This is a genomic window from Bradyrhizobium sp. BR 10289 (genome assembly GCF_019455385.1).
Lineage (GTDB): Bacteria > Pseudomonadota > Alphaproteobacteria > Rhizobiales > Xanthobacteraceae > Bradyrhizobium.
In genome coordinates, this window is record NZ_JACOFR010000014.1 from 126,810 (window position 1) to 140,678 (window position 13,869).

Annotated in this window: 12 protein-coding genes; 5 read left to right on the top strand and 7 right to left on the bottom strand. The window is 65.6% G+C overall.

The annotated features are described in order from the left end of the window. Complete coding sequence (locus HYH08_RS22705; protein ID WP_220012047.1) at window positions 1-2,868, top strand: PAS-domain containing protein; 2,868 nt, start codon at window positions 1-3, stop codon at window positions 2,866-2,868. Between the two features lie 108 nt (window positions 2,869-2,976). Here the strand turns inward: HYH08_RS22705 and HYH08_RS22710 are convergent, their stop codons facing one another. Further along, window positions 2,977-4,671: a bifunctional diguanylate cyclase/phosphodiesterase gene (locus HYH08_RS22710; RefSeq protein WP_220012048.1), complete on the bottom strand. Its 1,695-nt coding sequence runs from the start codon at window positions 4,669-4,671 to the stop codon at window positions 2,977-2,979. Window positions 4,672-4,893: 222 nt separating this feature from the next. Here HYH08_RS22710 and HYH08_RS22715 point away from each other — a divergent pair, with 222 nt between their 5' ends. After that, window positions 4,894-5,154: a hypothetical protein gene (locus HYH08_RS22715; protein ID WP_220012049.1), complete on the top strand. Its 261-nt coding sequence runs from the start codon at window positions 4,894-4,896 to the stop codon at window positions 5,152-5,154. Between the two features lie 176 nt (window positions 5,155-5,330). Here HYH08_RS22715 and HYH08_RS22720 read toward each other — a convergent pair whose 3' ends face one another. Further along, window positions 5,331-5,729 carry a hypothetical protein gene (locus HYH08_RS22720; RefSeq protein WP_220012050.1) on the bottom strand — a complete coding sequence of 133 codons (399 nt, stop codon included), beginning with the start codon at window positions 5,727-5,729 and terminating at the stop codon, window positions 5,331-5,333. Beyond that, a complete protein-coding gene (locus HYH08_RS22725; protein WP_220012098.1) occupies window positions 5,726-6,748 on the bottom strand; it encodes an NADP-dependent oxidoreductase in 1,023 nt (340 codons plus the stop codon). The genes HYH08_RS22720 and HYH08_RS22725 overlap by 4 nt, the downstream gene beginning before the upstream one ends. 105 nt (window positions 6,749-6,853) lie before the next feature. On the opposite strand from HYH08_RS22725, the gene HYH08_RS22730 reads away from it, so the two are divergent. Then, complete coding sequence (locus tag HYH08_RS22730; protein ID WP_228748011.1) at window positions 6,854-7,759, top strand: LysR family transcriptional regulator; 906 nt, start codon at window positions 6,854-6,856, stop codon at window positions 7,757-7,759. 280 nt (window positions 7,760-8,039) lie between these two features. Here the strand turns inward: HYH08_RS22730 and HYH08_RS22735 are convergent, their stop codons facing one another. The 3 genes from HYH08_RS22735 to mtgA all read right to left on the bottom strand — a co-directional run bounded on the left by HYH08_RS22735 (window position 8,040) and on the right by mtgA (window position 9,870). After that, on the bottom strand, window positions 8,040-8,687 hold the full coding sequence (locus HYH08_RS22735; RefSeq protein WP_220012052.1) for a hypothetical protein: 648 nt from the start codon (window positions 8,685-8,687) through the stop codon (window positions 8,040-8,042). 158 nt (window positions 8,688-8,845) lie between these two features. Next, a complete protein-coding gene (gene rpmF / locus HYH08_RS22740) occupies window positions 8,846-9,028 on the bottom strand; it encodes a 50S ribosomal protein L32 (protein ID WP_007598106.1) in 183 nt (60 codons plus the stop codon). 167 nt (window positions 9,029-9,195) lie between these two features. Continuing rightward, the gene (gene mtgA / locus HYH08_RS22745) at window positions 9,196-9,870 is read right to left on the bottom strand and encodes a monofunctional biosynthetic peptidoglycan transglycosylase (RefSeq protein ID WP_220012053.1); all 675 of its coding nucleotides are present in this window, start codon (window positions 9,868-9,870) and stop codon (window positions 9,196-9,198) included. 140 nt (window positions 9,871-10,010) lie between these two features. On the opposite strand from mtgA, the gene HYH08_RS22750 reads away from it, so the two are divergent. Then, window positions 10,011-10,934, top strand: a complete 924-nt coding sequence (locus tag HYH08_RS22750) for a polyprenyl synthetase family protein (protein WP_220012054.1) — start codon at window positions 10,011-10,013, stop codon at window positions 10,932-10,934. A 249-nt stretch (window positions 10,935-11,183) separates the two neighbouring features. Next, window positions 11,184-11,873 carry a DUF1345 domain-containing protein gene (locus tag HYH08_RS22755; RefSeq protein ID WP_220012055.1) on the top strand — a complete coding sequence of 230 codons (690 nt, stop codon included), beginning with the start codon at window positions 11,184-11,186 and terminating at the stop codon, window positions 11,871-11,873. A 47-nt stretch (window positions 11,874-11,920) separates the two neighbouring features. Here HYH08_RS22755 and HYH08_RS22760 read toward each other — a convergent pair whose 3' ends face one another. Continuing rightward, window positions 11,921-13,738, bottom strand: coding sequence for a caspase family protein (locus HYH08_RS22760; protein WP_220012056.1), 1,818 nt, complete (start codon window positions 13,736-13,738; stop codon window positions 11,921-11,923). Between the last annotated feature and the right edge of the window lie 131 nt (window positions 13,739-13,869).

Consider the following 13,869-nt stretch of genomic DNA (forward strand, 5'->3'; position numbering starts at 1 on the left):
ATGACGTCGACCCGCGACAACGAACCTGGTGCACGCCACGAAGAGGCTCCGCAGGCCCTGGTCGTGCTCGGCCAGCTTGCGCTCGACCACATGGAACAGGGCGTCTGCGTCTACGACGCCGACAACAGGATCGTGCTGGTCAACCGGCGCTATCTCGACCTGTTCAACATGTCGGCCGAGATCGTGCAGGTCGGCACGCGCTATCGCGACGTGCTCGGCCACAGCGTTGTGCTCGGCAATATCCCGGCAAGCGAAGTCGATGCGCTCTACGCCTCGCGGATCGCATTGATCGCGGCCGGCAAACCCTTCCGTACCCGCCAGACGCTGCCAAGCGGCCTTGTCATCACGCTCGAGCTGAAGCCGCTTCCCGGCGGCGGCTGGATGACGATCTGCGACGACGTCAGCCGCCTCGCCCGGCTCGAGGCGGACTTGCGCGTACAGACCGAGCGCAGCCAGCATGCGCTCGCCAACATGTCGCACGGTCTCATCATGTATGACGCCGACAGCCGCATCGTCGTCTGCAACCAACGCTTCCTCAACCTGTACAACCTCGACCCCGAGATCGTGAAGCCGGGCGTCTCGCACAGTACCGCCCTCGATCACTGGCTGTCGCGCGGCAATTTGCCGGGCATGTCGGCGGACGAATTCCACGAGATGCGGCTGGAGGACGTGCGCGGCAGGAAGGCAAAGACCCTGCTGGTCATGCGCTATGACGGGCGGATGGTGCAGTCGGTTTCCCGCTTCCTGCCGGACGGCGGCTGGGTCACCGTACACGAAGACGTCACCGAGCGGTTGCAATACGAGGAGACGCTGCGGCAGCAGAACGTCCTCCTCGACGCGGCGCTGGAGAACATGGCGCACGGGCTCGCCTTCTACGACAGCGACATGCGCCTGCGCATCTGCAACACCACTTATCGCAAGATCTACCGGCTGTCGCCGGAGGAGACCAGGCCCGGCACGCATCTCGGCGAGCTGATCGAGCGATCGATGGCGAATGGCGCGTTCTCGTCGGAATACACCCCGCAGCAGATCCTGGAATCTGCTCGCGCCCGGATCGCGAGCCGCGATTCGTCTCCGATACGCCGGAACATGACCAACGACACCGTGATCTCGGTGCGCTATTGCGCGCTGGCCGAGGGCGGCTTCGTCGCCACCTACGAGGACATCACCGACCGCGAGCACGCGATCGAGGAGCTGAGCGAGCAATATCGCCGCTTCGACGCGGCGCTGAACAACATGAGCCAGGGCCTGTGCATGCTCGATTCGAGCCTGCGCGTGATCGTCTGCAACCGCCGCTACATCGAGATGTACGGCCTGTCGCCCGACATCGTGAAGCCCGGCGTCTCGATGCGCGAGATCATGGAGCACAGCTGCTCGCTCGGCATCCATCCGAACATGACGGGTGCAAAACTCTATGCCGATTACGTCGAGCGGCTCCGCGAGGGCGAGCACACGCTGCACCGCCATTTGAGCGATGGCCGCATCATCAAGCTCAACCACAAGCGGATGGAGCTCGGCGGCTGGGTCGTCACCTATGAGGACGTCACCGAGCGCCACAAGGCGCAAGCCCGCGTCGCGCACATGGCGCGGCACGATTCGCTCACTGACCTGCCCAACCGCACGCTGTTCCGCGAGAAGATGGGCGAGGGACTGAACCAGGTCGCGATCGCCGGCGGCGCGATGGCTGTGCTGTATTTCGACCTCGACAATTTCAAGACCGTCAACGACCGCCTCGGCCATGCCGCCGGCGACCGGCTGCTGCGCTGGGTCGCCGCGCGGCTGAAGGAGAACGTCGGCGAGCACGACACCGTCGCGCGCCTCGGCGGCGATGAGTTCGCCGTGCTCCAGCGCGGACCGCAGCCGCAATCGGCAGAACGGCTCGCCCGCCGCCTGGTCGACATCATCGGCCATCCGCCGCTGCTGGAAAACCAGTCGGTCCATGTCGGCGTCTCCGTCGGCATCGCGATCGCACCCGATCACGGCCTGGATGCCGACGAGCTGATGAAATGTGCCGATCTTGCGCTGTACCAGGCCAAGGCCAGGGGACGCGGTGTCTATCAGCTGTTCGAGCCCGAGATGGAGGAACAGGCGCGCAGCCGGCACGCACTGGAGCACGATCTGCGCGGCGCGCTGGAGGCCAACCAATTCCATCTGGTGTTCCAGCCGCAGGTGCGGCTCGACACTACCAAACTCACCGGCTTCGAAGCGCTGCTGCGCTGGAAGCATCCCTCGCGCGGCTTCGTCTCGCCGGCCGAATTCATTCCGATCGCCGAAGAGAACGGGCTGATCGTCCCGATCGGCGAATGGGTGCTGCGCACGGCCTGCGCGATGGCCGCCTCATGGCCTGATGTCAGCGTCGCCGTCAACCTGTCACCGGTGCAGTTCCGCTCGCGCGGGCTGGTGACGATGGTCACGAGCGCGCTCGCGGAGGCCGGCCTGGCGCCGCAACGGCTCGAGCTCGAGGTCACCGAGACCGCGCTGCTCGACGACAGCGAGGCGACGATCGGGATCCTGCACCAGCTCCGCGCGCTCGGCGTGCGCGTCAGTCTCGACGATTTCGGCGTCGGCTATTCCTCACTCAGTTACTTGCGCAAGTTTCCGTTCGATCGCATCAAGATCGACCGCTCCTTCGTCGGCACGCTCGGCGAGAGCCCGGAGAGTGTCGCGATCGTCCGCACCATTGCCAGCCTCGGCTCGGTGCTTGGGGTCGAGACGACGGCGGAAGGCGTCGAGACGGCCGAGCAGCTCGACTTCGTCCGCGAATGCGGCTGCACCGCGGTGCAGGGCTATTATTTCGGCAAGCCCTGCCCGGCGGCCGAAGTCGGACGTACGATCGAGACGCTGAACGCAGTCCGCCGGGTGGCCTGAATTTGAAAACAACCCCATGCACAGTAGAGCGGGGATTGATTTCAAAGGAGAAATTCATGGAGGCGGCGGGCGCCGCGGAGCCGCGCGCTTGCCGGTGCCCATGACCGCTCAGCTTGCCGCCGGCAGCGCGCTGTCCGGCGCCGCGCCCCACGGACGCTCGGCCGAGGCGAGGCCGATCAGGCGGCCCTGGATGTAATCGCAGCCCCAGTCGCGCAGCATGCTCGCTGCTTCCTCATCCTGCACCCATTCGGCCACGGTCTTGATGTCGAGGCGGCGGGCGAGGTCGATCAGGGTCTGCACAAAGGCGCGATCGTCGGCGGACCGCGGGATGTTCTGCACGAAGGCGCCGTCGATCTTGACGATGTCCACGCCGAGCTTGCGCAAGTTCCGGAATGAGGTGTAGCCGGCGCCGAAATCGTCGATGGCGATGCGGCTGCCAAAGTTCTTCAGCCGGGTGACGAAGCCGCGGACATCGTCGATGTCCTGGATCGCGACAGTCTCGGTGATCTCGACGATCAGACGTTCGGCAACGCCGGGATGCGCCTGCATGAGCGATTCGATTCCGGCCCACCAGTCCGGATCCATGGTGGTGTCCGGCGAGATGTTGAGGCTGAGACTGACATGCGGCGCCGCCGCGAGTTCGGCAACGACGAGCTCGAGCACGCGGTGATCGACCAGGCGGATCAGACCGAGCCGTTCGGCGACCGGCACGATGTCGGGTGCGAGCAGCACCTGGCCGTCGCCCTGGTCCATCCGCACGAGGCATTCGTGGAAGGCGCGCTCGCGTGAGGCGGCCGTGACCACCGGCTCATAGGCGAGCTTGATGCGGCGCTCGTTCAGCGCGGTGACGATCTCATCGGTGACGCGGATGTTGACGCGGCGCTGCGCATCGCGCGCGGGATCCGGACGCCACGCCGCAAACGAGCCGGCGCGGCGACGCTTGGCGGCGTCCAGCGTCTCATGGGCGCGGTTGACCGCCTCGTCGGTGTTGCGTGCATAGCGCGGCAGGCTCACCGCGCCGATCGAGGCCGTGACCGAGACCGGACCTGATCTGGTCGGCACCACCTCGTCGCGGATGCCGGCGAGGAAACGCTCGGCGGCGACATTCATGTCGTCGATCGTGCAGTTCTTCAGGATCAGGCCGAACTTGTTGCCGGAGAAGCGCCCGAGCACGTCGCCGCCACGCAGGCGTGCACGGATGCGCTTGGCGATATCGAGGATCACGGCATCGGCGACATCGAAGCCGAAGGCGTCGTTGACGCGGGCGAGATGATCGATGCCGACCAGCATGAAAGCTGCGGTCGAGCGGAAACGGCTGGTCTCCTCGATCGCCTCGGCCAGCGCCGCGATCAGATGCGAGCGGTTGAGCTCACCGGTGAGCGGATCGAGCCGGGCTTGCTTGCTCAGCTCTTCGTCGCGGGCGTGGCGCTCATTGTTGATGCGGACGGAGCCGATCGCGCGCGTGGGGCGTCCGTCGGGGCCGGCGAACCAGCGGCCGGTCTCCTCGATCCAGATCACGGGATCGGAGGCGCTCATGCGCACGCCGTACTCGACCCGGTAGGGCGTGCCGTCGGCGCCGTGCACGGCGGAAGTCTGCGCCAGCGCCGCGGTCCGCAAGCCTTGCGCGGGCTCGATCAGCTTGGCGAATTCGGCACCGGTCGCGAACCGCTCGGCGGGGATGCCGGGGAAGACCGCGCCGAGCTGCTCGCCCCAGACGATGACGTCGCTGGCGATGTCCCAGGCAAACACGGCCTGACCGAGCGCGGCGAGGATGTCGGAGGCTTGCGGCAATGCAGGGGTCAAAATCGCCTCGTTTCGGGACAGCGGAGAGTCCTGAGCCGGCACAGGATACGGCCAGATTCGCCCTTGACCCTAGGCAAAGTTGATAAACAATTTGGAAACCACGTTGTGAACGGCCCCGGGAACCAAGCCGGCCCGTCCGGCATAGGCCTTGCGAGTACTGACACGCACCGGCGGCGCGCGTCCCGAAACGCGACAGGCCTCGCCGGATCAACGGTGATTGCGATGTTGGGTACGGATCAAGCAGACGAGACGGCAGGCAGCATGGGCACGGCCCTGGTGCCGATGGTCCCGATGTTGCAGTGGGTGAACAAGGGCCCGTTGCCCCGCCCCAATTCGAGCTTCGTCACCCAGCTCATCGCCAATGCCGAACACGTGCCGCAGACGACCCGGCTCCGCCGTGCCTCCTCCGCGGATGCGCTGTTGGCCTATGGCAGCAGGCGCCCGCTCGGAAGCGTCAGCGCGCGCACGCGGCAGGTGGCTTAAGAGCGATTTGAGGCGCTCCTTGGCCGCTCGGCAGGCTCGAAGTGCTTCCTGGCCACATGTGGTCGTTCGCCGAATTGTTGTGCCGGAAGGGACCGTTCTGCCGACTCGAGCGCGATGCCGAGCGTGATCAGCACTTAGCCGGCGGTAGGCAGCGGCAGCTCAGATTGTGCGCCTGACTATGCCGTCGTGGGCCATGTCCAAGATAGGTGCGAGCGGCCCCGGATCGCCGTGACCCGCAACTCACCTCGGTCAACAGCCTCGGCCAGCGTCCGGCGATAGATGGGGTCGGCGCTGAACAGCAGGTTGAGCCGCAGCGCGGTTGGACCGGTCACCTCAATCACGACGTCCGCTGTTTCGTCAGCACCGACGCCCGTTCGGCAGGCAAGGGCCCCGTCATCAACATCGACACGTAGACCTTGGCAAAACCCATTTTCGAGCTTTGCGCCGTTTATGTATCGCTCGATGATCGACATGCACAGGCTTGGGGGAAGCCCGCGTTGGGCTGCAGCCTTGACGATCTCGTCACCCACCATGTCGAACCAGACGAGGCTGCCCTGCGGCAATTTCCCGGTCACGCGCTGCGTACCGTCAGGACGATTTTGCCCTGGATGCTGCCTTGCATGGCGCGCCCGTGCGCGCGCCATGCCTCTTCCAGCGGGTAGCTGCTGTCCAACACGACACGCACTGTGCCATCCTCAAGCAATCGGCCAGCTTCCGCGAGCTGAGGGCCATTGGAACGAACCTGGGTCGATGAAACGGTAATACCCTGCGCGCGCGCCTGCTCGTGACCGGCAAAGCCGAGCGGGTTGACCAGGAACAGCGCGCCGCCCGGCTTCAGGATGCGCAGGAAGCGCTCCATGTTCACGCCGCCGACAGCGTCGACCACAAGGTCCGCATCACAAACCGACTCATCAGCCGCTTGCCTAGTATAATCTATGAATTGATCCGCCCCCAACTGCTGCATCAACGCCTCGTTCTTGGCCGAGGCCACGGCGATGACGCGCGCACCCTGCCATTTCGCGAGCTGTACAAGGAGGTGGCCAACACCGCCGCTGGCGCCATTCACCACCACCGTCTTGCCGGCGAGCAGCACCGGCTGGTGCGGGTATGGCTGAAACGGGTTGGGCGCATCGTGTCCGACCTCGATCAGAAACTGCCAGGCGGTCAGCAGCGACATCGGGGCGCCGGCCGCCTGCGCATGATCGACCGCGACGGGCTTATGCGCCAGCTCGGACGCCGCGACGGGCACGAATTCCGCATAGGCGCCACTGCCCTTCATCAGGTCTGCGGGGAAGCGCACCATCGAGAATACGGCATCTCCCGGAGCGAAGCCGGTTACGTCATCCGCGACCGCTTCGACCGTGCCCGACACGTCCGTGCCGATGATGAGCGGGAACACCGGGTCGGGACGCCATTCGGGCGGCAGGGCGCGGTAACCGTCGCGCAGATACAGATCGGGCGGATTGAGGCTGGCCGCGTGGACACGCACCAGCACCTCACCCGAGGCGATGGTCGGCTTTGGCGCATCTTCATACGTCAGCACCTCCGGCCCGCCGAACGCATGCAGCCGGACCGCCTTCATCAACTCGCTCATCATCTCGTCTCCGCGCTTGTAGCCGTCATTGCCGAGGAGGTAGCGCGTGGCAGGAAGCTTGATAATGCCGCGGCAACTCGCTTGAGTAGTGCCATGAAGGAACGAATGTCCTTGGACCGCCTCACCGGCCTGATTGCTTTCGCGCGCGCGGGCTCGCTTGGCAGCTATGCGGCTGCGGCTCGTGCGCTCGGGATCACGCCATCGGCGGTCAGCAAGAGCGTTCAACGCCTGGAGCACCAGCTCGGGGTCGCTTTGTTCACCCGCACCACGCGCTCGCTGGCGCTCACCTCCGAGGGACGCGATCTGCATGAGCGTGCTCTGCGCCTGCTTCGCGACGCCGAAGAGATCGAACAGGCGGCGGCGCGTACGCGGTCCGAGCCGGCGGGAATCCTGCGCATCGCCGCCTCATTCCCGGTCGGCCTGCACCTGATCGCACCGATGCTGCCCACCTTTCGCAGTCAATACCCCGCCGTCACGATCGACTTGCGGCTCGACGATCGCCACGTCGACTTGGTCGAAGAGGGGATCGACGTTGCGATCCGTATTGGCGAGCTGGCGGACTCACGGCTGCTGTCCCGCCGCCTCGCGCCATTGCGGCTTTGTGCCTATGCTTCTCCCGCTTACCTCTCCACACGAGGTACACCGCACCATCCGGACGAGCTGGCAGATCATGACACCGTCAACCTGCGGTATCAGAGCAGCGGGCAGCTGTTCCGTTGGCCCTTCCGTATTGGCGAGCGAGAGATCGAGATCGTGCCCGCTTCGGCCATCGTCGTTGACGCGAGCGATGCGGTGATTGCGGCAGTGGCAGCGGGCGGCGGAATCGGCATGGCGGCTAGCTTCGCTGCCGCGCGGTATGTTGCGCGCGGCGAGTTGGCGCCGGTGCTGGCGGCCCACGCCGTGGATGGTGACGCACTCACCGCCCTTTGGCCGGAGAGCCGGCGAGCGAACCCTGCTGTCCGGACATTCGTCTCGGCGCTGGCAAAGCACTCCCAGGCGCCTGCTGCCTGAGCGCAACGCTTGCCAACGGCGACAACCAATAGTCAGCGGCTAGAACTTGTCGAACCTCTATGTCCCACCTGCGCCTGTCGGCGGAGAGCGACCCAATCAACGCCGCTCGTTGGCGAAGGTCTGAACGGCGGCTCCCGTCCAGGCCCGCCAACTGTCTCATGCGCGGAGAGAGGCCCCTCACCCCAAACCCTCTCAGCGCGAGCGAAGCTCGTCGCGGCCCCCGTAAGAACGGGGCGAGGGAGCGCACCGGCGCCGGGGTGACAGAGCTAAGCTCGAAAGATCAGCGCGGCGCGTCGGGAGAGGACGGCGTGCCGTTGCCCGGCTGCAGATGCGGCGAGGGAATTTCCGGCGAGGGTGCGGGGACCGGCTTCGGCGCGGGATGATCCATCAGCACGGATTCGGCAACGGACTGCGCGGAAGGTGCGGGCGGCACCACGGGGGCGGCTTGCGGCGCGGGCACCGGCGCGAACTTGGGCTCGACCGCGGCTTCATCGGCCGGCGGTTCGGCCTGACGCCTGGACTTGCGCGGCACCGGCACTGTGGTCTCGGCAACATAAGTGATGCGGCGGCGCGTGCGCTGGGCGATGCCGCCGAGGAAATCGGCCATCGCGAGCAGCACCAGCAGGAAATAGGTGGAGTTGCCGAATTTGGGCCACATCACGAATTCGGCCGCGGCCGCGCCGAATATGATCAGCGACAGCAGATGGTCCATCAGGAATTTCGATCCGGGCCGCGCGCCTTTGACCACCTCGAGCAGCAGCAGCAAGATACCGAGCGCCAGCATCAAATCGGCGAGCGTGACCGGCCAGGCCTCGCCCGTGATCATCGGCACCTTGAACAGCACGTCCGTGAACGACACGCTGGGCATCAGGAAGGCGATGATGTTGTAGACCGCGAGCGGAATCAGGAGCAGCGGGAAACCGACCATCGGCGAAATGCCTTCTCGATCAAGATATCCAGACAGAACAATGCAGCGGCGAAGCATTCGCTCCGCCGCCGTCACCGTCATATCTCATGGGCTGGCCGAAATCAGGCAGGTCACGTCATCCTGATTGAGGATAACCCTGCCCGGAGAAGAGTCCGACCTCAGGACTCTTTCTTCTTCAGGACCTGACGGCCCTTGTACATGCCGGTCTTGAGGTCGAGATGGTGCGGACGACGGAGCTCGCCGGAGTCCTTGTCTTCCACATAGGTCGGCTTCTTGATGGCGTCTGCCGAGCGGCGCATGCCACGGCGCGACGGCGAAGTTTTTCGTCTCGGAACGGCCATTTCAATATCCTCTAGGGATTGGTGTTTCCAGGCATCGTCCGCAAGGGACGGCTCAGCACCCGCAATACGAGGCGAGCTGAATGCCGATCAAGGCCGGGCTTATAGAGGAAGGCTGTCCGTAAATCTAGGCTCTTGGGCCGGAAAATATGCCCGAAAAGGGCCCGAAATCAGCGATTTTCCCGCCAGCAGGTCAAAAGCGAGTTCGCCTGCCCCCGCGCCATGTAGGTCGCCGCCAGGCGCCGCACGCCCGGCCCGGGGGTGCGGGCGCTGCGTTTGACCGGATTCGGCAGGATCGAGGCCAGAAGCGCCGCTTCCCGGGGCGAGAGGTCCTCGGCTGATCTGCTGAAGGCATAGGCGCTGGCGGCCTCGACGCCAAACTGGCCCTGCGGGCCGAGCTCGGCGATGTTGAGGTAAATCTCGAGAATTCGCGCCTTCGGCAGGACGAGATCGATCCACAGCGCCAGCGGGAATTCCAGCGCCTTGCGGACGAAATCCCGCCCCTGCCAGAGGAACAGGTTTTTGGCGACCTGCTGGGTGATGGTGGAGGCGCCGCGGAACGGGGTGCCATCCTCCTTGGCGTCGTCGATAGCTTCGCGCAGCGCGCCCCAGTCGATGCCATGGTGCTTGCAGAAATGGGCGTCCTCCGCCGCCACCACCGCGCGCGGCAGATAGGGCGACATCGCCGCGAGATCGATCCATTCCCGCTGCATCGGCGCGCCTGTCAGCGAACGCCAAGCCATCAGTGTCGAAACCGGATGGCCAGTGCGGTAGAACGGCGTGATCACATAGGGCGCGAGCACCACGATCGCGAACACGACCAGCAGGATTTTGACGATGCGCAAATCGGCCTTTCCACGGATCCCGGCATTAAGTCTGTGATAATTCGGGCCTTTTCCAGCACTTTTTAGGCCTTCCAAACGATTGACTGGGGCGGGCGCATAAAGGATTGTCCCGCCGAATTTTAGTTCTGGAGCCCTTCTTGATGACCGGCACGTCCCCGTCCGATTTCGCCAAACGTCTGGACAAGACCGCTGATGATACCGAGGCCCTGCTCGCCCGCCTGCTGTCGGACGACATCCTGCACGATGAGATCGCCCGGCCCAAGCGACTGATGGACGCAATGCGCTATTCGAGCCTGAACGGCGGCAAGCGTCTGCGGCCGTTCCTGGTGGTCGAGAGCGCCGCCGTGTTCGGTGTCTCCCGCGAGGCCGCGCTGCTCGTCGGCGCCGCGCTCGAATGCATCCACTGCTATTCGCTGATCCATGACGATCTGCCGGCGATGGACAATTCGGACCTGCGCCGCGGCCGCCCCACCCTGCACAAGAAGACCGATGACGCCACCGCGATCCTCGCCGGCGACGGCCTCTTGACGCTCGCCTTCGACATCGTCACCCGCGACGAGATCCATCGCGACGCCAATGTTCGGCTGCTGCTGACGCGCGCGCTGGCGCGCTGCGCCGGCATCGGCGGCATGGTCGGCGGCCAGATCCTCGATCTCGCCGGCGAAGGCCGCTTCGGCGGCAACGAGCCGATCGACGTCGCCCGCATTCAGCAGATGAAGACCGGCGCGCTGTTGCGCTTCGGCTGCATCGCCGGTGCGATCCTCGGGCAGGCCTCGCAAAAGGAATATCAGGCGCTCGATGATTACGGCCGCGCGCTCGGCGAAGCCTTCCAGATCGCCGACGATTTGCTCGACGTCGAGGGCGATGCGGCAGCGCTCGGCAAGCCGGCCGGCGCCGATGCCGCGCTCGGCAAGACCACGTTCGTCACCCAGCTCGGCATCGACGGCGCCAAGCAGCGCGTCCGCGACCTGCTGGCGCGCGCCGACAGCGCGGTGTCGATCTTCGGCGAACGCGCCGCCGTGCTGCAGGCCGCCGCGCGGTTTGTGGCCGAGCGGAAGAACTAGCAGCTGCGGGCTCCCTCACCTCTCCCGCTTGCGGGAGAGGTCGGATCGCGACAGCGATCCGGGTGAGGGCTCTCTCCTCTTGGGGGTTCTCGACTGCGGAGACACCCTCTCCGTAGCCGATGCTTCGCATCGGCGTTCTAATTTTAAGAACGGCGGCCGAAGGCCGCCTACCCCTCCCCCGCAAGCGGGGGAGGGAGCGCACCTGCGATGCGGCAACGACGAGAGTTGAGCGAGAGGGCCGGAGCCACCATGGCCACTGACAAAGACGATCCCGTCCTCGTCCGCTTCCGCAAGATGTCGCGGCCGGTGCGGCTGATCTATGCGCGGCCGCGAACCTTCATCGCGCTTGCTGCCGGCATCCTGGTCAGCCTGTTGCTGCCGGGCTCGCATCGGCTGGTGACGCGGCTCCTGTTCGGCTGGGATGCGCTGATCGCGGTCTATCTCGTGCTGGTCTATGCGATGATGCTGTGCAACGACCATCTGCATATCCGCCGCGCCGCCGCGATGCAGGACGACGGCCGCTTCGTGATCCTGCTCGTGACGGCGATCGGCGCGTTCGCAAGCATCGCGGCGATCATGTCCGAACTCGGCACGCCGCATCGCGGTGTGTTGGAGCTGAGCATCGCCATCACCACCATCGCGCTGTCCTGGGCCGCCGTGCACACGACTTTTGCGCTGCATTACGCCCACGATTATTACAGAGGTGCCAAACCGGGCGGCCTGCAATTCCCGAGCGGCGACAAGGACGATCACGCCGATTATTGGGACTTCGTCTATTTCTCGTTCGTGATCGGCATGACCGCACAGGTCTCGGACGTCGGCATCTCCGACAAGATCATCCGCCGGACCGCCACCGCGCACGGCATCGTGTCCTTCATCTACAACACAGCCTTGCTGGCGCTCACGGTGAACATCGCGGCGAGCGCGATCTCGAGCTGATCTGCCCTTCCTGCTTTCGCAGGGGCGAGAGGCACAGGTCTCCGGCGCTAATTACACACCTCGACATTGGCGTCGTTGGCCGGGCCGCCGCCGCCGCGATATTCGAGATGACAGCCCCGATTGACGGCGCGGCAGACACCGCCGTTGCTGCAGTAAACCTGTCCGCTGCTCGACGCACGACCGCCCGCCGCGGCAGCAGCAATGCCGGCAGCGGCACCATAGCCGCCCGCCGCGCCGCCAGCCTGCCGGCGCTGCCGCGCGGGACGCTCATCGCTGTCGTCACGCTTCGCAGTCGCAGGCTTGGCCGGCTTGGCAACGCGCTGCTTCTCGCACTCATTGTCGTCGTTGATCGCATAGCCTTCACGGCAGACGATCTTGCTGCACTTGTCGCCGTCAGCCTTGAAGCCGTGCTCGCAGACCAGCGGACAGACCCGCGACGGCTTGGCCTTGACCGCATCGAGCGCGTCGGTGCTTGCCACCTTCACGTCCAACTTGGTGCCGGCATAGCGGTTGAACTGCGACAGCGAGCGCTGCGAGGATGTAGTCCAGTTGCCGTCGGCAGCACCCGAGAAGCAGCCGACGCGGCCGAGCTCTGTCTGCACCGAACGGGTGAGATCGGCCGGTTTCGTCGCCGGCGTCAATGACGCGACGCTGGTCCCGGCCGGGGCCGCCGTGCTGGCCGGCGCGGCATTCGGCGCGGCGGCGGCGAGATTGACGCGCTGCTGTTCAGCGGCGGCCGCCTGCTGCTGCGCCTGCTCCTTGGCTTTCTGCGCAGCAAGCTGGGCCTGCTCGGCGGCCTTGGCATCAGCCGCAGCCTTGGCCTGCGCTTCCTTCTGCGCGCCGAGGGCAGCGAGACGATCGCGTTCGGCCTCGGCTTGCCTCGCTTTTTCGGTCGCGGCCGCATGAGCCTGTTCGGCGCCGATCTTTTCGAGCTGGAGCTTGGCAAGGCTTGCATAAAAACCATCAGCGTGCTGCGCGAGGAAGGCTTCCCACGCCGCCCTGTTGCCGACCTGAAGCGCGAGCTCGTAGTCGCGGCGGATATCCGCCTGCGGGTTCGCCACAGGTGCCGCGGGCGCGGCAGCCACGACCTTGACCGGCACCAGCGGCACGTCCTCGCCGCCGAGAGAGCCGTAGACGAACGGCTCCTGCTTGTTGCCGGTCGATTTCAGCACGTCGTCGCGGACGAAGCCGAAGGCGCGGCGGACGTCGAGGCCCGGCGTCGTCAGGTGCTTCGTGAGCGCGACCGTGAAGGGGCTGTTGGCGCCGTCACCGTCCTGCGCCGTGAAACCGGCCTTGGCGGAATAGGCGATCAGCGTATTGGGACTGGACGGCTCGACCTGGGCGAGGCCGCGACCGATGCCGCGCGATGCAAGGGTACGCTTCATGGTCTTGCCGAACGGATTGTCACGGCAAGCATCCAGAATCACGAGGCGCAGCTGTTTTGCGGGCTCGACGGCGACCAGGATGCGGTCGAGTGACAGCGCCTCGTCATAAACGTCGGTGTCGCGCTCGAGCCTGGCATCGACAGGGATCAGATAGTTCGAGCCTTCGACCTCGATGCCGTGGCCGGCATAATAGACCAGGGCGATATCGGCATCGCGGGTCGCATCGGCGAAGTCGCGCAGCACGCGCCGCGTATCGAGGGCCGACAGATCATGTCGGGAATCGACGATATCGAAGCCGGCATCCTTCAGTGTCTTTGCCATCACCGCGCCGTCATTGACGGGATTGGCGAGCAGTGGTGCGTGTTGATAGGCCGAATTGGCCAGCACCAGCGCGACGCGCTTTCCGGCGAAGGCAGGCGCAGCGCCAAACAGCAGCGCGGCGGCGAGGAAAAGCGGACAAAGCCTGAGCAGGTTGCGCATGACACGACTTCCGAAGTTCTTTGAGGCCGCTTTAGCAGGACCGGCCACCGGCGCTTGTGATGGAGGTCACAAGACGGCACCGAGGCCAGGCCGAGAGATCCTCTCTATTTGTCGCGCCAGCGCGGCAGGGG